23 protein-coding genes and 2 tRNA genes are annotated in these 22,013 nt (G+C 67.0%); 13 read left to right on the top strand and 12 right to left on the bottom strand.

Annotated features, from left to right (window positions below; all coding sequences use genetic code 11):
- Positions 1-152: 152 nt before the first annotated feature.
- From cckA to flgB, 7 genes are all read right to left on the bottom strand, one after another.
- Positions 153-2,654 (bottom strand): cell cycle histidine kinase CckA, encoded by a 2,502-nt coding sequence (gene cckA, locus AB4Z16_RS19830; protein WP_441513053.1) that lies wholly within the window; start codon positions 2,652-2,654, stop codon positions 153-155.
- 71 nt (positions 2,655-2,725) lie between these two features.
- The gene (gene flhB, locus AB4Z16_RS19825; RefSeq protein WP_441513052.1) at positions 2,726-3,793 is read right to left on the bottom strand and encodes a flagellar biosynthesis protein FlhB; all 1,068 of its coding nucleotides are present in this window, start codon (positions 3,791-3,793) and stop codon (positions 2,726-2,728) included.
- A gap of 6 nt (positions 3,794-3,799) precedes the next feature.
- Complete coding sequence (gene fliR / locus AB4Z16_RS19820; protein ID WP_441513051.1) at positions 3,800-4,558, bottom strand: flagellar biosynthetic protein FliR; 759 nt, start codon at positions 4,556-4,558, stop codon at positions 3,800-3,802.
- A gap of 91 nt (positions 4,559-4,649) precedes the next feature.
- Entirely contained in the window at positions 4,650-4,916 is a 267-nt protein-coding gene (gene fliQ, locus AB4Z16_RS19815) for a flagellar biosynthesis protein FliQ (RefSeq protein ID WP_441513050.1), read from the bottom strand.
- A gap of 23 nt (positions 4,917-4,939) precedes the next feature.
- On the bottom strand, positions 4,940-5,263 hold the full coding sequence (locus AB4Z16_RS19810) for a flagellar hook-basal body complex protein FliE (RefSeq protein ID WP_441513049.1): 324 nt from the start codon (positions 5,261-5,263) through the stop codon (positions 4,940-4,942).
- 32 nt (positions 5,264-5,295) lie between these two features.
- Complete coding sequence (gene flgC, locus AB4Z16_RS19805; protein ID WP_441513048.1) at positions 5,296-5,706, bottom strand: flagellar basal body rod protein FlgC; 411 nt, start codon at positions 5,704-5,706, stop codon at positions 5,296-5,298.
- A gap of 17 nt (positions 5,707-5,723) precedes the next feature.
- A complete protein-coding gene (gene flgB / locus AB4Z16_RS19800; RefSeq protein ID WP_441513047.1) occupies positions 5,724-6,125 on the bottom strand; it encodes a flagellar basal body rod protein FlgB in 402 nt (133 codons plus the stop codon).
- A gap of 209 nt (positions 6,126-6,334) precedes the next feature.
- Here flgB and AB4Z16_RS19795 point away from each other — a divergent pair, with 209 nt between their 5' ends.
- Together AB4Z16_RS19795 and fliP are read left to right on the top strand one after the other, a co-directional pair.
- Positions 6,335-7,711, top strand: a complete 1,377-nt coding sequence (locus AB4Z16_RS19795; protein ID WP_441513046.1) for a hypothetical protein — start codon at positions 6,335-6,337, stop codon at positions 7,709-7,711.
- 158 nt (positions 7,712-7,869) lie between these two features.
- A complete protein-coding gene (gene fliP, locus AB4Z16_RS19790) occupies positions 7,870-8,640 on the top strand; it encodes a flagellar type III secretion system pore protein FliP (RefSeq protein WP_441513045.1) in 771 nt (256 codons plus the stop codon).
- 13 nt (positions 8,641-8,653) lie between these two features.
- On the opposite strand, the gene rnd is transcribed toward fliP, so the two are convergent.
- Positions 8,654-9,793, bottom strand: a complete 1,140-nt coding sequence (gene rnd / locus AB4Z16_RS19785) for a ribonuclease D (protein WP_441513044.1) — start codon at positions 9,791-9,793, stop codon at positions 8,654-8,656.
- A gap of 145 nt (positions 9,794-9,938) precedes the next feature.
- Between rnd and aspS the strand changes: the two genes are divergently transcribed.
- The 5 genes from aspS to AB4Z16_RS19760 are packed head-to-tail and all read left to right on the top strand — an operon-like array spanning position 9,939 to position 14,385.
- Positions 9,939-11,717 carry an aspartate--tRNA ligase gene (gene aspS / locus AB4Z16_RS19780; RefSeq protein ID WP_441513090.1) on the top strand — a complete coding sequence of 593 codons (1,779 nt, stop codon included), beginning with the start codon at positions 9,939-9,941 and terminating at the stop codon, positions 11,715-11,717.
- A 5-nt stretch (positions 11,718-11,722) separates the two neighbouring features.
- Positions 11,723-12,094, top strand: a complete 372-nt coding sequence (locus tag AB4Z16_RS19775; RefSeq protein WP_441513043.1) for a hypothetical protein — start codon at positions 11,723-11,725, stop codon at positions 12,092-12,094.
- 15 nt (positions 12,095-12,109) lie between these two features.
- A complete protein-coding gene (locus AB4Z16_RS19770; RefSeq protein ID WP_441513042.1) occupies positions 12,110-12,412 on the top strand; it encodes a hypothetical protein in 303 nt (100 codons plus the stop codon).
- A gap of 42 nt (positions 12,413-12,454) precedes the next feature.
- The gene (locus AB4Z16_RS19765; protein WP_441513041.1) at positions 12,455-13,336 is read left to right on the top strand and encodes a glycosyltransferase family 2 protein; all 882 of its coding nucleotides are present in this window, start codon (positions 12,455-12,457) and stop codon (positions 13,334-13,336) included.
- A complete protein-coding gene (locus AB4Z16_RS19760) occupies positions 13,333-14,385 on the top strand; it encodes an acyltransferase family protein (protein ID WP_441513040.1) in 1,053 nt (350 codons plus the stop codon). The genes AB4Z16_RS19765 and AB4Z16_RS19760 overlap by 4 nt, the downstream gene beginning before the upstream one ends.
- Here AB4Z16_RS19760 and AB4Z16_RS19755 read toward each other — a convergent pair.
- Both AB4Z16_RS19755 and AB4Z16_RS19750 read right to left on the bottom strand, forming a co-directional pair.
- Complete coding sequence (locus tag AB4Z16_RS19755; protein ID WP_441513039.1) at positions 14,357-15,070, bottom strand: CatB-related O-acetyltransferase; 714 nt, start codon at positions 15,068-15,070, stop codon at positions 14,357-14,359. The two genes, AB4Z16_RS19760 and AB4Z16_RS19755, sit on opposite strands and share 29 nt — an antisense overlap.
- Positions 15,060-16,898 carry a hypothetical protein gene (locus AB4Z16_RS19750; protein WP_441513038.1) on the bottom strand — a complete coding sequence of 613 codons (1,839 nt, stop codon included), beginning with the start codon at positions 16,896-16,898 and terminating at the stop codon, positions 15,060-15,062. Before AB4Z16_RS19750 ends, AB4Z16_RS19755 begins: the two co-directional genes overlap by 11 nt.
- A 207-nt stretch (positions 16,899-17,105) precedes the next feature.
- On the opposite strand from AB4Z16_RS19750, the gene AB4Z16_RS19745 reads away from it, so the two are divergent.
- The gene (locus AB4Z16_RS19745) at positions 17,106-17,579 is read left to right on the top strand and encodes a DUF192 domain-containing protein (RefSeq protein ID WP_441513037.1); all 474 of its coding nucleotides are present in this window, start codon (positions 17,106-17,108) and stop codon (positions 17,577-17,579) included.
- 45 nt (positions 17,580-17,624) lie between these two features.
- On the opposite strand, the gene AB4Z16_RS19740 is transcribed toward AB4Z16_RS19745, so the two are convergent.
- On the bottom strand, positions 17,625-17,924 hold the full coding sequence (locus tag AB4Z16_RS19740; RefSeq protein WP_441513036.1) for a hypothetical protein: 300 nt from the start codon (positions 17,922-17,924) through the stop codon (positions 17,625-17,627).
- Positions 17,925-18,413: 489 nt separating this feature from the next.
- On the opposite strand from AB4Z16_RS19740, the gene AB4Z16_RS19735 reads away from it, so the two are divergent.
- From AB4Z16_RS19735 to AB4Z16_RS19720, 4 genes are all read left to right on the top strand, one after another.
- Positions 18,414-18,490, top strand: a tRNA-Pro gene (locus AB4Z16_RS19735).
- Positions 18,491-18,558: 68 nt separating this feature from the next.
- Complete coding sequence (locus AB4Z16_RS19730; RefSeq protein ID WP_441513035.1) at positions 18,559-18,864, top strand: ETC complex I subunit; 306 nt, start codon at positions 18,559-18,561, stop codon at positions 18,862-18,864.
- Positions 18,865-18,902: 38 nt separating this feature from the next.
- Positions 18,903-18,979, top strand: a tRNA-Arg gene (locus tag AB4Z16_RS19725).
- A 462-nt stretch (positions 18,980-19,441) separates the two neighbouring features.
- The gene (locus AB4Z16_RS19720; protein ID WP_441513034.1) at positions 19,442-19,657 is read left to right on the top strand and encodes a hypothetical protein; all 216 of its coding nucleotides are present in this window, start codon (positions 19,442-19,444) and stop codon (positions 19,655-19,657) included.
- 128 nt (positions 19,658-19,785) lie between these two features.
- Here AB4Z16_RS19720 and AB4Z16_RS19715 read toward each other — a convergent pair whose 3' ends face one another.
- A complete protein-coding gene (locus AB4Z16_RS19715; RefSeq protein WP_441513033.1) occupies positions 19,786-20,007 on the bottom strand; it encodes a hypothetical protein in 222 nt (73 codons plus the stop codon).
- 284 nt (positions 20,008-20,291) lie between these two features.
- Here AB4Z16_RS19715 and AB4Z16_RS19710 point away from each other — a divergent pair, with 284 nt between their 5' ends.
- Positions 20,292-21,986, top strand: a complete 1,695-nt coding sequence (locus tag AB4Z16_RS19710; protein WP_441513032.1) for an ArnT family glycosyltransferase — start codon at positions 20,292-20,294, stop codon at positions 21,984-21,986.
- The last annotated feature ends 27 nt before the right edge of the window (positions 21,987-22,013 follow it).

Below are 22,013 nucleotides of genomic sequence, written 5' to 3'. Positions count from 1 at the left end.
GGCTTTGGTCGTCATGCCCGGGCTTGACCCGGGCATCTCTCGCCGAAGGGCTCCCGGCGTCTCTCTGGTCTGAGATTCTGGGGTCGAGGCTCCGCTTCGCCCGAGAATGACGCAAGGTTTTAAGGTTTCTCCGAGCCCCTCGAAAAGCCCCGTCAGCCCATCGCCGCCTTCACCGTCTCGACGAGCTGCTTCATCGTGAAGGGCTTGGGCAGGAAGTGGAAGTCCTCGCCCTCCGGCAGGTTCTTGCGGAAGGCCTCCTCGGCATAGCCGGAGACGAAGACGACCTTGGTATTCGGGTTGCGCTTGCGCAACTCGCCCAGCAAGGTCGGGCCATCCATCTCGGGCATGACCACGTCGGAAACGACGAGGTCGATCTGGCCGTCGTTCTTGAGGAAGAGATCGAGCGCCTCGACGCCGGAGGCGGCTTCGTGGACGGTGTAGCCGCGCGAGACCAGCATGCGCGCGTTCAGTGCGCGCACCGCGTCCTCGTCCTCGACCAGCAGAATGATGCCGGCGCCGGTGTGGTCGGCGGCGAGCTTCTTGGGCGCTTCCTTGGCCGCGGCCTCGGCGGCGATTTCCTCCTGGCTCGGGACATGGCGCGGCAGGAAGATCTGGAAGGCCGTGCCCTTGCCGACGGTGGAATCGACGAAGACATAGCCGCCGGTCTGCTTGACGATGCCGTAGACCATCGAGAGGCCGAGGCCTGTGCCCTTGCCCACCTCCTTGGTGGTGAAGAAGGGCTCGAAGATCTTGTCGAGATGCTCCTGCGGGATGCCGGTTCCGCTGTCCTCGACTTCGAGCAGCACGTAATCGTCGGCGGGCAGGGCGGCGTGGCTGAAGCTCACGCAGTCCTCGCGGGCAACGTTGCGGGTGCGCACCGTCAGCTTGCCGCCGTCCGGCATGGCGTCGCGGGCGTTGACGGCGAGGTTGACGATGACCTGCTCGAGCTGGCCGAGATCGGCCTTGACCGGCCAGAGGTCGCGGCCCTGCCGCACGTCGAGCGTCACCTTGTCGGCGACGACGCGCTTCAGCATCAGCGAGAGATCGGAAAGCACCTCGCCGAGTTCCAGCACCTGAGGACGCAGGGTCTGGCGGCGCGAGAAGGCGAGCAGTTGCCGGACCAGCGCGGCGGCACGGTAGGCGTTCTGCTTGATCTGCATGATGTCCGGGAAGGACGGGTCGGTCGGCCGGTGGCTCGCCAGCAGGAACTCGGAGGCGTTGATGATGACCTGCAGCACGTTGTTGAAGTCGTGCGCGATGCCGCCCGCGAGCTGGCCGACGGCCTGCATCTTGCCGGCCTGGTCCATATTGTCGCGCAGTTTGCGCTCGGCCGTGGTCTCCAGCGCGTAGACGATCGCACGCTCGCCGTCGCCGTCCTCGGAGGCCGAAACCGGGGTGAGGTAGAGCTTGGCCGAGCGGCCATCCTCGCCGGAGAGGGAGAGATCCAGCGGGCTCACCGTGGCGCTGCCCTCAACAACCTCGGCCAGGGAGCGATCCAGACCGGAATCGGGCGTGACGAGATCGTGGATCGTGCGGGGCTGCGTGCCGGATGGGGCGAGCCGGGCGAAGGCGGCGTTCGAGCGCAGGATGGCGCCGCTCCTGTCGACGGTGGCGATCGCCATCGGCGTCGAGTGGAAGAAGCGGGCGAAGCGGACCTCGGCATCGCTACCGCGATCGGCGCCGGCCTCGCCTGGCGCACGGTTGAGGACCAGCGTGCGGGAGGGGCCGGCGCGGCCGTCCTGCCCGAAAGCGACCTGATGATGCAGCCGCACCGGCAACGGGTTGCCGTTGCGGCGCTTCAGATCGACGTCGAGGACCTCGACGCGGACATCGCCGGGCTGGCCGCGGATGGCCTGGATCAGCGCGGCGGCGGCGGGCGTGCAGATGTCGTCGAGTTGCAGGCCGCCGGAGCCGAAGCGGGCGAGGTCGAAATCGAGCCAGCTCGACAGCGTGGCGTTGAGATAGGAGACCTCGCCGTCGGCGTCGATCGAGATGAAGCCGGCCGGTGCGTGGTCGAGATAGTCGATCGCGTGCTGCAGCTCCTGGAAGGCGTTCTCCTGCCGCTCGCGCTCGGGCGTGATGTCGGTGACCGACCAGAGCGTGGCGTTGCCGGTCTCGCGCCGCACCGGCGTGACCCGCACGCGGTACCAGCCGACCGCACCGCGCCCGCTCAGCGCCGGTTCGAGGCGGACTTCCTCGACTAGGCGGCGGTTCTCGCGGGCGGCGGCGGCGAGCCGGTAGATCGCCTCCGAGACTTCGGCGCGGCCGGTCAGCAGACGCCCGACCGGCTTGAGGTCGTTCGCGCCCGTGGCGCCCGCCAGCACGAGATAGGCCTCGTTGGCGTAGACGATCTCGTTCTCGCCCTCCGTGACGACGATGCCCTCATCGGCGCCGTCGACGATCGTCTTGGTGAGGTCGTTGCGGGCGGCACGGCCGGAGAACTGGACGAGGCCGATGGCGAAGGCGAAGAGGCCGAAGACGCCCACGACCGAGAGCAGGGCCAGCAATCCGAGGATGAGCGGCTGCGCCCATTCATTGGCGAGGAAGCCGAGCGCGATGGCGGCGCCGACGAGCAGGCCCGCAACCAGCAGGATGATGCCGATATGGCCGGGCTTGTCGGAGCGATCGATCGTGGTCGCCGTGGTGCCGCTCATGCGGTGAAGTCCGTTCGCTGCTGGGCCGCACCGGGAACGCTGCGGCCATCCTTCTTCGCATCGTCGCCGAGTTAGGCGCGCCGGCCCTTCAGGCGCAAGACGTAACCGATGACTTCGGCGACCGCCTGATAGTGTTCGACAGGAATTTCTTGGTCGATGTCGACCGTCGCGTAAAGCGCGCGCGCCAGCGGCGGGTTCTCGATGATCGGCACGCGGTGCTCGCCGGCGACTTCGCGGATCTTGAGGGCCATGGTGTCGACGCCTTTCGCCAGGCAGAGCGGTGCAGCCATGCCGGGCTCGTATTGCAGGGCTACGGCGAAGTGGGTCGGGTTCGTGATGATCACCGTCGCCTTCGGTACTGCGGCCATCATGCGCTTGCGCACGCGCTGGGCGCGGATCTGGCGCAGCTTCGCTTTGACCTCGGGATTGCCTTCGGAGTTCTTGAACTCCTCCTTGATCTCCTGCTTCGTCATCTTCTGGCGCTGGTACCAGCTGAAGCGCTGCCAGGCGAAATCGCCGATGGCGAGGATGGCGAAGAGGGCGAGCACCGCGCCCATCAGCTTGATGGCGAGCGAGAGCGTCGCGGGCATCAGGGCCGACACATTCATCTGCACGAAGGCCTCGAGCCTGTCGTGCTGGTTCCAGAGCGTGGTCCAGACCACGGTGCCGATCAGCGTGGTCTTGGCGAGGCCCTTGGCGAAATTGATCCAGGCCTCCTTGCCGAACATGCGCTTGGCGCCCGCCATCGGGGAGATGCGATTGAATTTCGGCATCAGCGGCTCGAAGGTCCAGAGCGGCTTGTGCTGCAGCACGGCACCAGCGAGCCCGGCGCAAAGGATGAAGGCGAAGGGCAGGCCGAGCGCCATGAAGCCGGTCAACACGCCCTGCCGCGTGACCTGCATGAAGGCAGCGCCGTCCGGCGGCACCTGATGGGCATTCATCAGGAAGGAGCGCAGTGACAACATCGCGTCGCGGGCCGACCAGCCGGCGGCGACCAGCAGGGCCAGCGTGAAGCCGCAGAGCACGAAGAAGGTGCCGATCTCCTGCGATCGGGGTATGTCGCCTTTCTCGGTGGCCTCGTCCAGCTTGCGCTGGGTCGGGTCCTCTGTCCTGTCCTCGTTCTCGGTATCTTCGGCCATCGCGCGTCAGCCTCCCGTGAACTGGCGCAGGAACGCGCCGAGATCGTTGAGGAAGACGCTCATCATCACGCCGACCACGACGAGCAGGACAAGCATCCCGCCGAGGATCGAGGCCGGCACGGCGAGAAAGAAGACCTGAAGCTGCGGCATCATCCGCGCGAGCACGCCGAGCCCGAGATTGAACAGCAGGCCGAAGACGAGGAAGGGCGCGGAAATCTGCACGGCGAGCGAGAAGCCGCGCGCCGCCGACTGAACCGCGAGCGTCAGGATATCCGGCATCTCGGGCACACCGCCCGGCGGCAGCAGGCGATAGCTTTCATGGATCGCCGCGATGGCGATGTGGTGCAGATCGGTCGTCAGGATCAGCGTGGTCCCGAGCATGGTCAGGAAGTTGCCGATCGACGGGTTCTGCAGGCCGCCGGTCGGATCGACCGTCATGGCGAAGCCCAGGCCCATGCTCTGGGCTACGAGCGTGCCGGCCGTCTGCAGGCAGGCCATCACCAGTCGCGCGCAGACGCCGATGATCAGGCCGATCAGCAATTCGCCGATGAGCAGCGCGACGATGCCGGAGACGTCGGGCGGGATGCGCAGGGAGGGGCGGGCCACGGGCACGATCATCAGGGCGATGAAGAAGGCGAGTGACAGCCGCGAGCGCGAAAAGATGAAGCGCTCGCCGATGCCGGGCATCAGCATGACGAGCGTGCCGACGCGCGCGAAGACGAGCACGAAAAGGGCGCTGATCTCGGGCAGGATCGCGATCTGCATCGTGCCGCGGGCACCTTTACGCCAAGAACTTCACGCCAGCGCGGGCGCCGCGGGGCCGCGCCGGCGCGGGCCGGCCGCAGTCGCGACAGAATCATCCGCCCGTGGCGATTCGGGCGGCGACTCGCCCCATATAACCCGCCAGCGCGTCACCCATGAATGGCAGAAACAGCATCAGCGCGGCAAAGACGGCGACGATCTTCGGGACGAAGACGAGCGTCTGTTCCTGGATCTGGGTCAGCGCCTGCACCAGCGAGACGGCGAGGCCGACGACGAGCGCGATCACCATCAGCGGTCCACCGACCTTGAGGAAGACGACGATGCCGTCGCGCGCGATGTCGAGAATGGCTCCGGAGGTCATGGTTTTTTCCGATCCGTTGGCCGTCAGACCGGCATCCGCATGATTTCTTCATAGGCCGCGATCACGCGGTCGCGCACTGCGACCAGCGTCTCGATCGCAGCCTCGCTCTCGGCAACTGCTGTGACGACATTGACGATGTCGGCACGGCCGCCGGCAACGGTGGCGGTCTGGGTATCGGCCTTGCGGCCGGCCTCGGCGGTCGCGTCGAGCGCCTTGCCAAGCAGGGCGGAGAAATCCGGTCCGCCCGTTTCCGACGCGCCCGTGACGAGCGGCTTGCGCATCAGATTTCCGGCGCCCATCCCCTGGATGGAGGCGTAGGCGCCCGCGGCGAAACCCGGAGTAGCCATGGCGGTTCAGTCCCCTTCTGGAGCCGCGCGGTTCAGGCGCGCAGGATGTCGATGGTGCGCTGGATCATCCGGCGCGTCGAAGAGATCAGGTTGAGATTGGCCTCGTAGCTGCGCTGGGCCTCGCGCATGTCGACCATCTCGACCAGCGAATTGACGTTGGGCATCTTCACGTCGCCGTTGGCGTCGGCGACCGGATTGCCCGGCTCGTGCTTGACCTTGAAGGCGCTCTGGTCGCGCTGGACCTTCCCGAGCGCGACGAGCTGGGCATCGAGCTCGCGGTCGAAATGGCGCTGGAATGTGGGAACCTTGCGGCGATAGGGATCGGCCCCCGCGCGCTCGGGGCCGGAGTCGGCGTTGGCGATGTTCTCCGAAATGACGCGCATGCGGCCGGACTGGCTGCGCAGGCCCGAAGCGGCGACGGCGATGCTCTTGATCAGATCCATGATCGGCGTCCCAACCTTTAGCGTCCCTTGCCGATGGCGATTTTCATCAGGCCGAGCCCCTTGCTGTAGAGCGAGGCGGCCAGCTGATAGTCGGACTGGTTCTGCGCGACCTTGAGCATCTCGTCCTCGAGGTTCACCGCATTGCCGTTCGGCGTGGTCTCGAAGCGCGGGGCGCCGGTGCCGTCGAAGCCGCCATTGCCGGCGGACAGGCTCATATGGCCGGCGCTGGTCTGGGCGAGAGCCACACCGGCGCGGGCGGGGTCGACACTCGGCGGCTTCAGGTCGACCGGGCGGAAGCCGGGGCTGTCGGCATTGGCGACGTTCTCGGCCAGAATCTTCTGGCGCGACTGCTGGTACTGCATGCGCAGTTTCAGCGCCTGCATCAGGCCGCCGCCGATGCTCAAGCCGTCATTCGCCATGGCCCAGCTCCTCGCTGCATTGCCCGATACTAGGCAAATCCTGCCGGGCTCATGGTTAACAGGCAGTTAAATCTGCGGCATTTCACAGGTCGCGTTAACCACGCATTCACCATGTTTCCCGATGGTGAAAGCGTTATGCTATAGCTAAGGTGTTGAACCTCGTGCGGAACTTCGGCCGCTCGGGGCCGTCTTCGCAGATGAGGCAGACCTTGCAGAGCTTGTTCGGATTGGAACTCTCGACCGCGCAGAAGGTGATCGTCGCCTCTGTCGTCATCCTTGTGCTTCTCGCCCTGCTCGGACTGTTCGTGCGGCAGATCCAGGGCGGCCGGTTGCGGCTGCGCGGCCATGCCGGCGGTCGCCAGCGCCAGCCGCGTCTCGGTGTCGTCGACAGCTACGATCTCGACCGCCAGCGCCAGCTCGTTCTCATCAGGCGCGACAATGTCGAGCATCTCGTCATGATCGGCGGTGCCTCCGACGTCGTGGTCGAAGCCAATATCCTGCGAAGCGGGGGCCGCGCGGCCGCGCCGAACTACAATGAGACGGCGCTGCCCGACCGTCCGCTGCCGCCGTTCGAGACGCTGGTTCCGCCGGCCGAACCGCCCGCGCGCGCCGGCGACGAACCGCGCAGGACGCCTGCCGTCACCGAGGCCCCCGATGTTCTGCCGCCGCTGCCGACGCGTTCGGGGCCGGCGCATGGCGATATCGCGGCCACTGCCGCCGCGAGTGCGGGGGTTGCAGCTGCCCTCGGCCTCGCCGGCGGCGAGACACAGCCGGCGCCGAAGCCTTTCGTGCCTCCCGCGCCGCCGGCACCGATCCCGCCGCTGACGACAGGTCCGGCCCCGAGTTTCGCGCGCGAACATGCGCCGCCGCCAGCGGTCAGCGCGGGCGAGCTCGACGATATGACGCGCCAGCTCGAAGAGGCGCTGAAGCGCCCCTTCTCGGCCGTGCGCCCAGCCAATCTGCCGGGCGAAGCCTCGCAGGAGAGCGCTGCCCCGCCGGTGAAGCCGCCCTTGCCGCCGGTTAGGCCCTTCGAGAAGCCGATTGCCGAAGCGCCGAAGCCGGCCGTCGAGCCGCCGCCGCCAGCGCCCGAGCCGAAGGTTGTTCCGAAGCCTGAACCGACTCCGATCCCGGCCGCGCCGATGCGCCAGCCGGTGCTGCCGAGCGATGTCGAGGCGGAACTTGCGGCCGCGCTGGGGCTGACCCCGGAGCGCGCGGCTCCCAAGCCCGCTCCCGCGGTGCCTGCTCCTGCTCCTGCGCCTGCGGTTAAGGCTCCCGAACCTAAGCCGGTCGAGACGAAGGCGCCGGAGCCGCCGCCTGTTGTTCCTCCCAAGCCGAGCGAGCCCACGCCGCTGATCATCGAGGACGAGTTCGAGGAGGCTTTCGCGGCCGTCGCGAAGCCGGAGCCTCGGCAAGAAGCCACGCCCGAGCCAGAGGCGAAGCCCCCAGCCAAGCCCGAGCCCGAAGCTGCGCCCAAGGCAGACAAGCCGGCCGAGCCCGAGTCGAAGGAGCTCGATCCGTTCTCGGTCGATGCCATCGAGGCCGAGTTCGCCCGCCTGCTCGGGCGCGACCCCAAGGCGAAGTCCTAAGACGATCTCGGCTATCGCGCCGCCGGCCCACACCCGCGGCCATCAACAGGAATGTCGGCCCTCGGGCCCCGGGACGCCGCGCATGTGTTGCGCGGCGTTTTGCCGTGGCTAGCCTCCTCCCGTCCGATCGCGTGAGTCGGGCGTAGCGGCAGCCGCGTGTGACACCGAGTTTCAGACCAGCGAGACGCTATCGTTTCGGGCGCGCCCTGCTGGCCGCCGCACTGCTGCTTGCGCTGCAGGCCACGCCTGCGCTGCCGCAGACCCTGTCGCTCGATCTGGGGCAGGGCGGTGGCGTCGCCGAACGGGCGCTGCAACTCATCGCCGTCATCACGGTGCTGGCGCTGGCGCCGTCGATCCTGATCATGGTGACGTCGTTCACCCGGATCGTGGTGGTGCTGTCGCTGCTGCGCTCGGCGCTGGGCACGCAGACGGCGCCGCCCAACGCCGTCATCATCGGGCTCTCACTGTTCCTCACCGGCTTCGTCATGGCGCCGACGCTGCGGGAGGCCTACACCAACGCCATCCAGCCGCTGGTCGCAGGGCAGATTCAGCCGCAGGAGGCCTATAACCGCGGCGTCGTGCCCTTCAAGACGTTCATGCTCAGGCATGTCCGCGAGAAGGATCTCGCGCTCTTCCTCGACATGTCGCAGGGGCCGCGCCCGCAGCAGCCGCAGGATGTCGGAGTCGAGGTGCTGGTCCCCGCCTTCATGATCTCGGAACTCAGGCGCGCCTTCGAGATCGGATTCCTGCTGTTCGTGCCGTTCCTGATCATCGACCTCGTGGTGGCCTCGATCCTGATGTCGGTGGGCATGATGATGCTGCCGCCGGTGACGGTGGCGCTGCCGTTCAAGCTGATCTTCTTCGTCCTGGTCGACGGCTGGGGACTGGTGACGGGCTCGCTGGTGAAGAGCTACGGCGTCGGCGGCTAGGCTGCCGGGCCCGCTAGCTCACCACGACCCGGCCGCGCTGGATACGCAGGCTGAGCGAGCCGTTCTTCAAAGCCAGGGCCTTCTCGCCGAAGACCTCGCGGCGCCAACCCTTGAGCGCGGGAACATCCGAAAGCTCATCCGACGCGATGGCTTCGAGGTCGTCGCTCGAGGCGATGATCTTCGGCGCGACGCGCTCGGCATCGGCCACCGCCTTGAGCAGGACCTTGAGCAGGTCGAGCACGGCGCCGTTCGCCGGCCGGCCGCGTTCGCGCTCCAGCCTGGGTAAGGTCTTGGGATCGATCGCGGCCGAGCGCTCGATCGCCGCGAGAACCTCGGCACCGTTGCGCGAGCGCTCGAAGCCATTGGGGACGGAGCGCAACTCGGCAAGGGCTTCGACCGTGCGTGGGCCGCGCTGGACGATGTCCATCAGCGCATCGTCCTTGAGAACGCGCTGACGCGGCACGTCACGGCCCTGAGCCTCACGCTCGCGCCAGGCGGCGACTTCCATCAGGATCGGCAATTCGCGCGGCTTGCGGACACGTCCCTTCAGCCGCAGCCAGGCGTTCTCGGGCTTGACCTCGTAGGTTCCGGGCGAGGTCAGCACCGCCATCTCCTCGGCGACCCAGCTCTCGCGGCCGCTCGCATCGAGATCGGCCTTCAGCGCGAGATAGATCTGGCGCAGATAGGTGACATCCGACTCCGCATAGGCGAGCTGCGCCTCGGTGAGCGGGCGGCGCGACCAGTCGGTGAAGCGGGAGGACTTGTCGATGCGGGCCTTGGCGAGATCGTTGGCGAGCTGCTCGTAGCCGACCGAGTCGCCGTAGCCGCAGACCATGGCGGCGACCTGCGTGTCGAAAAGCGGTGCCGGCAGCACGCGCCCGAGCAGCCAGACGATTTCCAGGTCCTGCCGGGCAGCGTGGAAGACTTTCACCACGGACGCGTTGACCATCAGCCCGAAGAACGGGGCGAGGTCGAGATCGGGCGCCAGCGGATCGACCAGAACGGCTTCCTCCGGCGACGCGAGCTGGATCAGGCACAGCTTCGGATAATAGGTCGTCTCGCGCAGGAACTCGGTATCGACCGTCACGAAAGGGTGGGCGGCGAGGCGGTCGCAGGCGGCGGCGAGGGCAGCGGTATCAGTGATCAGATGCATGGCCTTCGGCTCTTAGCAGAGTCCGGGGCCGGATGTCGCGGCCGTTCTTGACATTTCGGGCGCGCGCGTGTGGTTAGCCCGCAAGCTGCGGCCGGCGCCATTTGGCCGGCTTCCATTGCCTTTCCGAAAGACCGATCCCGTGACCCTGCATCGCTATCGTTCCCACACCTGCGGCGCGCTCCGCGAGAGCGACATCGGCCAGACCGTGCGGCTTTCCGGCTGGTGCCATCGCATCCGCGACCATGGCGGCGTGCTCTTCATCGACCTGCGCGACCATTACGGCATGACGCAGGTCGTTATCGATCCGGATTCTCCAGCCTTTGCCGATGCCGAAACGCTGCGCTCGGAATGGGTCGTGCGCATCGACGGCAAGGTCAAGGCCCGCCTCGCCGGCACCGAGAACGCCAACCTGCCGACCGGCGCGGTTGAGGTCTTCGCGACGGGGATCGAGGTGCTCGGCCCCTCGGCCGAGCTGCCGCTGCCGGTCTTCGGCGATCTCGAATACCCGGAGGACACGCGCCTGAAATACCGCTTCCTCGATCTGCGTCGCGAGAAGCTGCACAACAACATCATGCTGCGCACCAAGGTCATCGACTCCATGCGCCGCCGCATGAAGGACTCGGGCTTCTCCGAGTTCCAGACGCCGATCCTGACCGCTTCCTCGCCGGAAGGCGCGCGCGACTTCCTGGTGCCGAGCCGCCTGCATCCGGGCAAGTTCTACGCGCTGCCGCAAGCGCCGCAGCAGTACAAGCAGCTCCTGATGATGGCGGGCTTCGACCGCTACTTCCAGATCGCGCCCTGCTTCCGCGACGAGGACCCGCGCGCCGACCGGCTGCCGGGCGAGTTCTACCAGCTCGACGTCGAGATGAGCTTCGTCGAGCAGGAGGACGTGTTCGCGACGATGGAGCCGGTGATCACCGGCGTCTTCGAGGAGTTCGCCGAAGGTAAGAAAGTCGCGCGCGACTGGCCGCGCATTCCCTATGCCGAGGCGATGGCGAAGTACGGCTCCGACAAGCCCGACCTGCGCAACCCGCTCATCATGCAGGATGTTTCCGAGCATTTCCGCGGCTCGGGCTTCAAGGTCTTCGCGCGCATCCTCGAGGGCGAGAAGAACCGCGTCTGGGCCATTCCGGCGCCGGGCGGCGGCAGCCGCGCCTTCTGCGACCGCATGAACTCCTGGGCGCAGGGCGAGGGGCAGCCCGGCCTCGGCTATCTGATGGTCAAGGAGGACGGCGAAGGGCAGGGGCCGATCGCCAACAATATCGGACCGGAGCGCGTCGCCGGCATCATCGCGCAGATGGGGCTGAAGGGCGGCGATGCCTGCTTCTTCGTCGCAGGCGACCCCGACAAGTTCGTGAAGTTCGCAGGCTCGGCCCGCAACAAGGTCGGTCAGGAGCTCAACCTGATCGACGAGAACGCCTATGCCTTCGCCTGGATCGTCGATTTCCCGATGTTCGAGTACAACGAGGACGAGAAGAAGGTCGATTTCTCGCACAATCCCTTCTCGATGCCGCAGGGCGGCCTGAAGGCGCTGACCGAGGAAGACCCGCTTTCGCTCAAGGCCTTCCAGTACGACATCGCCTGCAATGGCTACGAGCTTGCCTCCGGCGGCATCCGCAACCACCGCCCCGAGGCGATGGTGAAGGCCTTCGAGATCGCCGGATATGGCGAGGAGACCGTGATCGAGCGCTTCGGCGGCATGTACCGCGCCTTCCAGTACGGCGCGCCGCCGCATGGCGGCATGGCGGCCGGCGTCGACCGCATCATCATGCTGCTGGCGGGGGCGACGAATCTGCGCGAGGTCGCGCTGTTCCCGATGAACCAGCAGGCTGTCGATCTGCTGATGGGAGCACCGGCCGAGGCGACGCCGAAGCAGCTGCGCGAGGCGCATCTGCGGGTCAACCTGCCCGAGAAGAACGGCTGACCACCATGCCTTCGCTGCCTGCCGGGCGAGCCCTGTCGCTCGCCTGCCTTCTCGCGCTGCCGCTTGGCGCCTGCATCGCGGGTGAGGCCGATACCAGCGCCGGGCGTGCCTCGGTTCTGGCCACGACCATCTCGCGCGCGACCGCCTGCAAGGCGGGTAGGCCGCAGCGCGGCACGCTCGATCGCTTCCTCGCCTCCGAGAAGGCGCGTGGGGCAAGCGACGAGCAGATCGCCGCTGCCCGTTCTGCCTATGTCGGCGTGTCCGAGGCAGAGACCGTCAATCAGGGTATTCGTCCCGAGCCTTGCACGGTCGAGGAGCGGGGGCAGCTCAAGGAACGCATGGGCCGCATCCGCGGCGGGAACTTCGACGCCTCCTGAACGGCTGCCGATTTCATGACCTCTGCCAAGCCATTCGCCGCGGGGCTGATGCTCATCGCGATTGCCGGGTGCACCAGCGTTGCCGGTCCGCCGCCCGGCACCGTGGAGTATGCTGCCGCGACGGTTTCGCGCGCCTATGATTGCGGCTTGAAGGTCGATCGCGGCCGCATCATCGCCAGGCTCGACCGGCAGGACCGCCAGCGCTTCATCGCGGCCAATGCCGGCTATGCCGTGAAATCCTACAAGGCGCCGCATCGCTGCGACGCAGCGGAGCGCGAGCGCGTCCAAGGCGAGATCGGCGCGCTCGCCCGGCGCTGAATTCGCTTGCGTCCGGCGCTGTGTCGAGGCCACAAGGCCGCGATGCCCGCCGCCGCCATCACCGCCATCGTCGTCAGCTACGACAGCGCCGAGGTTCTGCCCGCCTGCCTCGATGCGCTGGCGGCCGAGGGCGTGCCGGCGATCGTCGTCGACAATGCCAGCGGGGATGAGAGCCGCAGCATCGCTGCCGCGAAGGGCGCAAGGGTCATCGCGAACGCCCGCAACGAGGGCTATGGACGCGGCAACAATATCGGCATCGCTGCTGCCGATACGCCCTATGTTCTGATCGTCAATCCCGATCTGGAGGTCCGGCCGGGGGCGGTTGCGGCACTGCTGGAGGCGGCGGGGCGGTATCCCGATGCCGGCATGCTGGCGCCCCGCATCGTCGAGCCTTCGGGCCGCATTTTTTTGCAGCCACGCTCGCTGCTCTCGCCTGATCATCTCAACCGCAGCGGCGGCATGGTCGTGCCGGAAGGCGATGCCTGTCTGCCCTTCCTCTCCGGCGCGTGCCTGCTGATCCGGCGCGAGCTGTTTCTGGCGATCGGCGGCTTCGACCCGGCGATCTTCCTGTTCTACGAGGACGACGATCTGTGCCGGCGCATGCGCGATGCCGGCCATGCGCTGATCCACGTCCATGACGCCGAGGCAAGGCATGGGCGCGGGCGCTCGACCGCGCCGTCCCCGCGGCGGCGCTTCAGGGCGCGCTGGCATCTCGCCTGGTCGGAACGATATATCTCGCGCAAATACGGCCTGCCGGAGCCGGGTCCGATCCGCACGCTCGAGAATTTCGGCAAGGCGATCGGCTACGGCCTGCTGCTCAACCGCGAGAAGATGAGCGCCCATGCCGGCTCGGTCGCGGGGGCGCAGGCCTGGCGACGCGGCCAGACGGCGCTGGCGCATGAGGGGCTGGAGGTTTCGCCATGATCGGGCGTGCGCCGCGCGTCGCGAAAGCGCTCGCCAATCCGCACAATAATTTCGGCGTGCTACGTCTGGTCATGGCCGTGGCCGTCGTGATCTCGCACGCGTTCAGCGTCACCGACGGGCGGCTCGATCAGGAGCCCTGGTTCGCGACGACGGGCTTCACGCTCGGCGAACATGCCGTCAACGGCTTCTTCGCGATCTCCGGCTTCCTCGTCATGATGAGCTTCATGCGGCGCGGCTGGCGCGACTATGTGTTGGCCCGGGTGCTGCGCATCGCGCCCGGCCTGATCGCTGCGACGCTGGTCGTCGCCCTGCTGATCGGCGGGGCGATGACGAATCTCGATCTCGCCGCCTATTTCCGCGATCCGCGGCTGTGGCGCTTCATCGGCGCGACGCTGACCAGCTTCAAGAGCGCAGCCGCCCTGCCGGGCGTGTTCGAGGGCAATCCGCTGCAATTCCCGATGGGGACGGTCTGGACGCTGAAATACGAGACGCTCTGCTATCTCGGCATTCTGGTCGCGGGCCTCGCCGGCCTGCTCGCCAGGCCGCGACTGGCCCTGGCCGCGCTGGCGGCGCTCACTCTGGCGGTGGTCCTGCGCGAGGTGCTGATGCCCCACGGACCGAAGGGCACGGAGACGGCACTGCGCCTGCCGCTGATCTTCCTCGCCGGCGGCGTCATCTATCTCTATCGCGAGCGGGTGACGCTCTCGCTGCCGCTGCTGGCGCTCGCGCTTCTCGCGCTGGTGCCGCTCGCTTACACGCCGCTCTACAAGGCGGCGCTTTATCTCGTCACGGCCTGGGGCGTTCTCGTGATCGCGCTCGCCCCGGCGTTGACACGCCGCTCGGTCGAGCCGCCGGCAGACCTGTCCTACGGCGTCTATCTCTATGGCTGGCCGGTGCAGCAGGCTCTGCACGCGCTGTTTCCGGCCCTTGGCGCGGTTGCGCTGCTCTGGCCCTCGATGGTTGCGACCTTCGTGATCGCGGGCTTGTCCTGGTTCCTGGTCGAGAAGCCGGCGCTCAACCTCAAGCGCCGGTTGCTGCGCGCGTCCTGACCGCGGCGAGGAACTCCCCGATCCGCTCGCTCATGAGGAGTGGCAGGAGGGGGGCGAGCCGTTCGCGCGGAAGCTCCCACCAGCGGCTTTCGAGAAGTGCGGCGACCGTCGCCTCGTCGAAGCGCAGCCTGACGATGCGGGCCGGATTGCCCGCGACGATCGCATAGGGCGGCACGTCGCGCGTCACCACGGCCCGGGCCGCCACCACCGCGCCATGGCCGATGCGGAGGCCGGACAGGATCATGCATTGCGAGCCGAGCCAGACATCGTGGCCGATGACGACGTCGCCGCGCGTGGTGTCGTGGCCACTCATGCCCGCCGTCTCCGGCCAGAGGCGGGGCAGGGCGGGGAAGGGATAGGTCGTCACCCAGTCCAGCCGGTGATTGCCGCCGAGCAGGATCTCGACGCCATCCGCGATAGAGCCGTAGCGGCCGATGGCGAGCTTCGCCCCGCTTTCTGGGAAGCGGACCTTCGGCCGGCCATAGGTATAGGGGCCGAAGACGAATTGGCCCGGCCGCCGGCTGACCAGATGCGCCAGATGTAGCCGGGTCTGGTTGCTCGGGTTCAGCCGCTTGCGCAGCCAGCCGCGCGTGATGGCGGGCAGTCCTGCCCACCATCCCTGCAGGCGCGAAGGGCGCCAGTCGCGATCCTCGGGAGCGATGACGCCCTCCAGATCAGAGGGCATCGGCCTTGAGGTCGATCTTGTCGAAGATCTCGGTCGGCTCGGTCATGGTGATGACGTCGGCGAGGCCGAGGCCGGTCTGCGACTTGGCGCTGGCCTGGACGCTGAGCGTGCCGGGCTTGGCGACGAAGCGCGAGACCGCGGCCGTCAGCGTCTTGGCGGCGTCGGAGGGGCCGAGGATCGCGGCGAGGCCGAGGCTCGCAACCATGGCATATTGCTGGCGGACCTCCTCGACCTTGCGCTTCGACTTCCGGGCCTCGTTCTCGATCATCTTCTCGACCAGGCCGAAGTTCTGCAGCTTGACCTGCAGGTTGCGCGCGGTGGCGCCGAGCGCGGAGACCTGGGCGAGGGCGAGATCGCTGGAGAACAGGTCCTTCGTGACGTTCCCGAGCGTCCCGGAGGCGTCGAGCTGGACGAGGCCGGCGCTGCCCAGCGACAGCCTGCGGATGGCGAGCTCGTTCTTCGCCGCCTCCCAGGCCAGGTCGAGCTTGGCCGAAAGATCGAGCGAGCGAATGCCCATCGCGATCATGTCCTTGGCGGCCGGGTTGCCGGCCGTGTCGACGATCGGGGTCACCAGCTTGTCGATGGTCAGCGCGAGGCTGGTCGGAATGCCGTTGAGCTGCTCGCCGGCCTTGAGCTCGAAGGTGCCCAGCGCGATCTTGATCGGGTCCTTGCCGGTGACGGCGGGCGGCGCGTCGATCGAGATCCCGGCAAGGCGCACCGTGCCGATGGTCGGGATGAAGCGGCGGAAATCGAGCTCCTCGATCGGCTTGTCAGGCTCGGTCAGGGCCGCGCGCAATTCGCGCAGGGCCGGCGCGAAGGAGAAGCCGGAATAGCTGATCGCGTCGACGCCGCCCCTGGCAGGGCCGGAGCTGAAGCGGAAGCCTTCGAGCGCGAAGCCGGACTTGGCCGGCGTATCCTCGCCGAAGGCCATGCGGGCGATCTTGAGGTCGACGTTGTCCGACTTGGCTCCCGACGCGGGGGGAGCGGAAACGGTCATCGCGAAGTCCCGAGCCTCGCCGCTGCCATATTCGAACATGTCGAAGAGCGAGAGCATGGACAGGCCTAGCCGCTTCTCGGCGTCGCTCTTCTCTGCGGGCTTCGCCTCGGGCTTGTCGTCCTTCTTGGCGAGATCCTTCTTCTCGACCTCGTCCGAGGCGGCGGCGAGCTGGTTGATGACGTCGAGCAGCGGCTCGGGGCCGACCTTGGCGGCGAAGCCGCGCAACGTGGTCTTGCCGAGTGACGCCTTGCCGGCCTTGCCCATGTCGAGGGCATAACCCTCCTGCTCGAAGCTGCCGATCAGCGGCAGCATCTTCTCGTCGACGCCCGGCGCGGCCTTCTCGGTCAGCACGCGCGCGCTCTGGCGCAGATCGAAGGCGTCGAAGGCCGTGCGCTTCAGCTCACCCTTGAGCTGGCCGGTGGCGCCGCCGTCGCCGACGATCGTGCCGCTCGCGGATTCGCCGTGGCCGATCCTGCCCTCGCGGATGTCGGTGAGGCGGATGTCGCGATAGGTCGTGGTCTGCTTCTGCTCGCCGAAATTCTGCACCATCGTCAGCTCCGGGGCGCTGATCTCGGTCGCATTCAGCCGTCCTGCACGCGCCGCTGCCGAATCACCGGCGGCGCCGGTGAACAGGGCGAGGAAGGCGTCCTTCTCCAGCGTCGAGCCTTTGACGGTGATCTTCGGCGCGTTGATCACCATCCGGCCGAGATCGATCTTGACGTTGTCGATCTGGAAATCGGCAGCCCAGACGGGCGACGCAAAGACAATGAGGACGGCCGTCAGGGCCGTGCCGGTAAGGTGCGTCGGCCGACGAAGGCGCGCGATCGTCATAAGGGGCTCCTGCTTCATTGGCCGGGCGAAACTGCCGCGAGCGGATAGCGAAAGAAAGCCGCCGAACTTTAGGAGGCAGCGTCCTGCATTCATATGACGAGGAAAGGCTTGACCGGAAGATGGCGGACACGGCCATCTGCCGAAGATTCGCCATCCGCCGTTTCTAATGCATGAGAACGGCGATGGCCGCCATGGAGTTGGGAAGCGATGCACGCCTTCAAAACCGCTTTCGCCGCAATCGTTGTCGTCCTGATGGCGCTGATGCCGGCCGCGGCGCAGAGCCAGCCCGCCGCAACCGGTGCCGGGCTCGAGCCGCTGGTCATCGTGAGCGGCGGCAGCCGGCACACATTCCAGGTCGAGGTTATGCGCACGCCGGACCAGCGGGCGAAGGGGCTGATGTTCCGCAACTACATGCCGGCGGACCGCGGTATGCTGTTCGACTTCGGCGCCAGCGAGTCTGTCGCGATGTGGATGCAGAACACCTACATCTCGCTCGACATGCTGTTCATCCGGGCGGACGGCACCATCGCGCGCATTGCCGAGCGGACCGAGCCGCTTTCCACGCGCACGATTCCCTCCGGCGAGCCGGTGCTCTCGGTGCTCGAGATCAATAGCGGCGTCAGCAAGCAGCTCGGAATCAAGCCCGGCGACAAGGTCGAGCATCCGCTTTTCAAGCGCTGAGAGACGCGACAGGCGGGGTGCGAACCGGTCGAGCTTCGGGTCGCGCTACCGTGCGGGGGCGAAAGCGAAGATGATGTTCGCCGAGGGCGAGGCGGATACGGCAGCCGGCACGCTCCAGCGCAATTCGGCTGTTAACTTCGGGCGGGCATGCGATCCGTCTGCCGCCGCGGCCAGGGCCTGCCGCGGTTTCTCCGACTCGTCGTTCTCGTCGCTGTTCGACCGATCCGTCTCCGGCACAAGGTGCGGCTTGGGGAAGTGCTTCTCGCGCTCCTTTCTGGCCTCGCCCTGCTCGCGCCTCGTCTTTGCCAGGCGCGCAGCGCGGGAGAGCTGATTTCCTCGTTTCATGGCGCGTTCCTTCAGGGCGCTGCAGCTATGAGAAGCTGATGCAGTTGCAGGGCTGCGCGCGCGATGTAGGCAGCCAGGACGAGCATAAGGAGCACTCTGATCCAGACGGCGATCGGTAAGGCTTCGGCAGGGCCCCGGCTGTGCCGGAACGGTTCGACCTGTTTCATATCGACGCGTTCCTTGCGGCGTGGAGCCGAGCGCTTCAAGGAGTGCGCCACCGGAGCCCAAGGAGTTCCGCCGCCTTCCACAACAGGCGAGCAACGCTTCGAACAGCGATTGCGTCGGCGTTGCGTCGCATCGGGCGGCGGCGGCGCCCTTCCCGGGCGCGACGGAGAGGCGGGACAGGCGGCTGGAAAACATCGCTGGTAGTTAGTGGGAAGTTCCTGTTCCCAAACCGTTCCGACGATGCTATTTCGTTCCGCGTTGCGGCAGGTTGTTTTGGAACTGCCGTGATGGTTTTGCGAGTGATCCGATACACTTGCGGACTGTCGGGGTATAGCGCAGCCCGGTAGCGCATCTGCTTTGGGAGCAGAGGGTCCCAGGTTCGAATCCTGGTGCCCCGACCATTCCAGACCGGTACAAGACGGCCCGGCTCCCGGGCCGGAGCAAATCTGGTGACGGCCGAGCGCTATTCATGACCGCACGCATCTACCGACCGGCCCGCACGGCCATGCAGTCCGGCACTGCCAAGACCGAGCGCTGGCTCCTCGAATACGAGCCGGAGCGGCCGCGCGAGATCGAGCCCCTGATGGGCTGGACTTCCTCGTCGGATATGAAGAGCCAGCTCAAGCTCTGGTTCGACAGCGAGGCGGAGGCCGTCGCCTACGCCACGCGCAACGGCATTCCGTTCCGTGTCGAGAAGCCGAATGAGGCGAAGCGGCGCGCGGTCTCCTACTCGGACAATTTCAAGTACACGCGCGTCGGCCAGTGGACGCATTGACGCGATAACGACAGGCGAGGGGCCTTCCCTTCGCTTTTGGGCCCGTAGCTCAGATGGATAGAGCAGCAGCCTTCTAAGCTGCTGGTCGCTGGTTCGAATCCAGCCGGGCTCGCCATCGTTTCAGACACCCTTTCCGCGTAGAGGGTTGGTATTCCCGATTCGACCAGCTGTTTGCGGGTCGGTCGATTCCTCGCCAGGAAGCAGCGGCCGATTGGCCCATCGCTGCCCTCACCCCCCGCTTGCGCCGGGTTTGTCGGCGAGCTGCCAGATCTCCGCGATATCGGCCTCATCCTTGCGGTGCTCTCCACGACTGCGGCCAAATTGGCCCAGAATGAACCGTTTGGGGCGCCCATGAAGTCAAAGCGAAACCAGCTGCGTTTCATTTCGACCATCGCGTTGGCGAAGAAAAAGCTTCGGCGAGAAAAGTTGGCCGCCGCAAGCAACAAGCCGATTCTGCGTCTGGTCTCGTCCAAGCCGTTGCCTGGGGCGGCCTCGTAAGGTCACGAATATACAACGGCGCTGCATCAAATTTGATGTAGGCTATTCGCGTAAGCGGTTGCCGAGGCAGGATAAGCCTATGAATATGACACAGTACATCGTCGCCTCCGACTATAAGCGCTGCCGTGCTTTTCTCAAAAATGCATTTCTCTGCGTCACCGGCACTCAGGCGGACGACGAACGCCTGCGCAAGGCCATTGAACTCGTTCTGGACGCAGTCGATAGCGTGGAGAATGCCGCTCCTCCCTCGAATATCGTAATATTCCGCCGCCGAGCGACGGCCGGAGGCGAGTAGCCTGCCGCGCTCGCGTGCCTGCTCCGGCGGGGCCGCGCAGCGTTGGTGAAATTGCGGGGCGGGGGCTTCACCGCTCCTGTCGTTGGTGTTGGCCTTCCCGATGTGCTCGACGATGGCGTGGGCGCTGGTCAGCGCGTCAGCTTGGCGATCATCCAGGCCGCAAGCCGCGGCTGAGGCGTCGCGGGCAGCTCGGCGACGAACGGGCCGTGAACCTCGTAGACGTATTCCTCCCGCAGGATCTGCCCGATTGCGAGGCGAGCCAGCAAGCTCTCCAGGGAAGGCTTGAGGATGGGACGGCTCACGCACGTTTCATCGTCGTCGCGGCCGTCGTCGTGGCTTAGAGCGGTCATTCTGCTCTCCCCGATTACCTTCCGGCTCTTGGCAGCCGGCGGCGTATCGGGCCGATTTCGGTCCGTCCCGTCTGTGACAGATGTCACGCGGGAGAGGTCGGGGATTCTGTCGTTTCGCTGATCGAGTGGAAAGCATGCGTCGCGCTCGGCCTTGCCCGCTCGCGCCTCGCAGCGTAAACCGCGCGCGGCTTCGCCTTGATCGTGCCCGAAAGGCCCGGCAAGCGGACGGTGTTCCAGCGCGACCGGCTTTCAGCACAGGCGCGGCCCGGCGGTCGCGAGGATGGATGATGTTTTCGCTCACGCCAGCGATCGACAGGCTGACGAGTTTCCTGGCCGTCAGCCATGCGCGCGCTTGCGCCTTCCTGCTGCTGCTCTCGCTTGCTGCTTTTCTGCCCGGCTTCAGCACGCTGCAGCCGCTCGACCGCGACGAGCCGCGCTTCGCCCAGGCCAGCAAGCAAATGCTGGAGAGCGGCGATTTCGTCGATATCCGTTTCCAGGATGAAGCGCGTCACAAGAAGCCGGTCGGCATCTACTGGCTGCAGAGCGCGGCGGTGAAGGCCGGTGAGGCGCTCGGCGTGCCGCAGGCGCGCACGCAGATCTGGCTCTACCGCATCCCCTCGCTGCTCGGTGCGATAGCGACGGTGCTGCTGACCTACTGGGCGCTGCTGGCCTTTCTGGCGCGGCGCTATGCGCTGCTCGGGGCATCACTGATGGCGGCGGCGGTGCTGCTCGGCGTCGAGGCCCGAATCGCAAAGACTGATGCCGTGCTCGCCGCCTGCGCGGTCGCCAGCATGGGAGCATTGGCCCGCGCCTGGCTCGACTGGACGCGCTCGCTCGCCTTCGTGCCGGACCGGCGCAACTGGCTGGTGTTCTGGGCCGCGACGGCGATCGGGCTTTTGATCAAGGGCCCGATCGTGCCGATGGTCTGGGGCCTCGCCATTCTGGTGCTGAGCGCGAACCAGCGTTCCTTCCGCTGGCTGAAGCCGCTGCGTTTCGGGCCGGGGCTGCTGCTCTGCCTCGTCGTCGCGCTGCCCTGGTTCGTCGCGATCATGCTCAAGACCGGCGGCAGCTTCTTCAGCGAGAGCGTCGGCCAGGACATGCTCGGCAAGGTCGCGGAAGGACAGGAGAAGCATTGGGGGCCGCCGGGCTTCTACCTTGTGGTCTTCTTCGCGACCTACTGGCCGGCGGCGGCCTTCGCCGCGATGGCGGTGCCCTTCGCCTGGATCAGGCGCAAGGAGCCGCAGATCCTGTTCCTGATCGCCTGGATCGTGCCGAGCTGGCTCGTCTTCGAGGCGGTGCCGACCAAGCTGCCGCATTACGTATTGCCGCTCTATCCGGCGATCACCGTGCTGCTCTTGCTGGCGATGATCAATGGCGGGATCGACCGCAACCGGCGCGGGGCGGTCGCGACAGCCTGCCTGGTGCTGATCGTACCGCTCGCGCTGATGGGCGTGATCCTCTTCGGCAACTGGACGCTGGATCGGACGCTGCCCTGGCTGGCTCTGCCCGGCTTCGCGCTGGTGCTCCTGGTCGCGGCCGGCGTCATCGGGGCCTTCCGGCGTCAGGATCTCGAAGGCGCGCTCTGGCGCTGTGTGTTGGCGAGCCTGCTGCTGACCGCCTCGGTCTATCCCTTCGCCATCGAGAGCCTGCGCTCGTTGAAGCTCTCGCCGCGGCTGGCCGAAGCGGCGCGGGCGGCCTGTTCCGATCCTGCCGTGCAGACGCTGGGTTATCGCGAACCGAGCCTGGTCTTCCTGACCGGCACCAATCTTGGCATGGCCGCGAGCGGCCAGCAGGCTGCGGACTTCCTCGCCCAGCCCGGCTGCCGCGTCGCCTTCGTCGAGAAGCGTTTCGCCGACCAGTTCCAGGCTGCTCTCGCGAATCAGCCGGTCAAACCGCGCCTGTTCACGACGATCCGCGGCTTCAACCTCAATGGCGGACGCCTTCTCGAAATCGCCGTCTTCGTCAGGGAGCCGGGGTGAAAAATGCTCGCCCTCGGTCGCGTCGCA

This window comes from Allobosea sp. TAF32 (genome assembly GCF_052113585.1).
Classification (GTDB): Bacteria; Pseudomonadota; Alphaproteobacteria; order Rhizobiales; family Beijerinckiaceae; genus Allobosea.
Note: the sequence above shows the minus strand (reverse complement) of the source record. Positions and strands in the feature narration are given on the sequence as shown.

Excerpts from the sequence above, each read along its gene's own strand:
- AB4Z16_RS19750 (WP_441513038.1), bottom strand. The coding sequence starts at position 16,898 with ATGACGATCGCGCGCCTTCGTCGGCCGACGCACCTTACCGGCACGGCC.
- AB4Z16_RS19765 (WP_441513041.1), top strand. The coding sequence starts at position 12,455 with ATGCCCGCCGCCGCCATCACCGCCATCGTCGTCAGCTACGACAGCGCC.
- flhB (WP_441513052.1), bottom strand. The coding sequence starts at position 3,793 with ATGGCCGAAGATACCGAGAACGAGGACAGGACAGAGGACCCGACCCAG.
- AB4Z16_RS19760 (WP_441513040.1), top strand. The coding sequence starts at position 13,333 with ATGATCGGGCGTGCGCCGCGCGTCGCGAAAGCGCTCGCCAATCCGCAC.
- cckA (WP_441513053.1), bottom strand. The coding sequence starts at position 2,654 with ATGAGCGGCACCACGGCGACCACGATCGATCGCTCCGACAAGCCCGGC.
- AB4Z16_RS19710 (WP_441513032.1), top strand. The coding sequence starts at position 20,292 with ATGATGTTTTCGCTCACGCCAGCGATCGACAGGCTGACGAGTTTCCTG.
- flgC (WP_441513048.1), bottom strand. The coding sequence starts at position 5,706 with ATGGATCTGATCAAGAGCATCGCCGTCGCCGCTTCGGGCCTGCGCAGC.
- AB4Z16_RS19715 (WP_441513033.1), bottom strand. The coding sequence starts at position 20,007 with ATGACCGCTCTAAGCCACGACGACGGCCGCGACGACGATGAAACGTGC.
- AB4Z16_RS19810 (WP_441513049.1), bottom strand. The coding sequence starts at position 5,263 with ATGGCTACTCCGGGTTTCGCCGCGGGCGCCTACGCCTCCATCCAGGGG.
- fliQ (WP_441513050.1), bottom strand. The coding sequence starts at position 4,916 with ATGACCTCCGGAGCCATTCTCGACATCGCGCGCGACGGCATCGTCGTC.
- AB4Z16_RS19755 (WP_441513039.1), bottom strand. The coding sequence starts at position 15,070 with ATGCCCTCTGATCTGGAGGGCGTCATCGCTCCCGAGGATCGCGACTGG.
- AB4Z16_RS19730 (WP_441513035.1), top strand. The coding sequence starts at position 18,559 with ATGACCGCACGCATCTACCGACCGGCCCGCACGGCCATGCAGTCCGGC.
- AB4Z16_RS19770 (WP_441513042.1), top strand. The coding sequence starts at position 12,110 with ATGACCTCTGCCAAGCCATTCGCCGCGGGGCTGATGCTCATCGCGATT.
- rnd (WP_441513044.1), bottom strand. The coding sequence starts at position 9,793 with ATGCATCTGATCACTGATACCGCTGCCCTCGCCGCCGCCTGCGACCGC.
- AB4Z16_RS19720 (WP_441513034.1), top strand. The coding sequence starts at position 19,442 with ATGAATATGACACAGTACATCGTCGCCTCCGACTATAAGCGCTGCCGT.
- AB4Z16_RS19745 (WP_441513037.1), top strand. The coding sequence starts at position 17,106 with ATGCACGCCTTCAAAACCGCTTTCGCCGCAATCGTTGTCGTCCTGATG.
- AB4Z16_RS19740 (WP_441513036.1), bottom strand. The coding sequence starts at position 17,924 with ATGAAACGAGGAAATCAGCTCTCCCGCGCTGCGCGCCTGGCAAAGACG.
- fliR (WP_441513051.1), bottom strand. The coding sequence starts at position 4,558 with ATGCAGATCGCGATCCTGCCCGAGATCAGCGCCCTTTTCGTGCTCGTC.
- flgB (WP_441513047.1), bottom strand. The coding sequence starts at position 6,125 with ATGGCGAATGACGGCTTGAGCATCGGCGGCGGCCTGATGCAGGCGCTG.
- AB4Z16_RS19775 (WP_441513043.1), top strand. The coding sequence starts at position 11,723 with ATGCCTTCGCTGCCTGCCGGGCGAGCCCTGTCGCTCGCCTGCCTTCTC.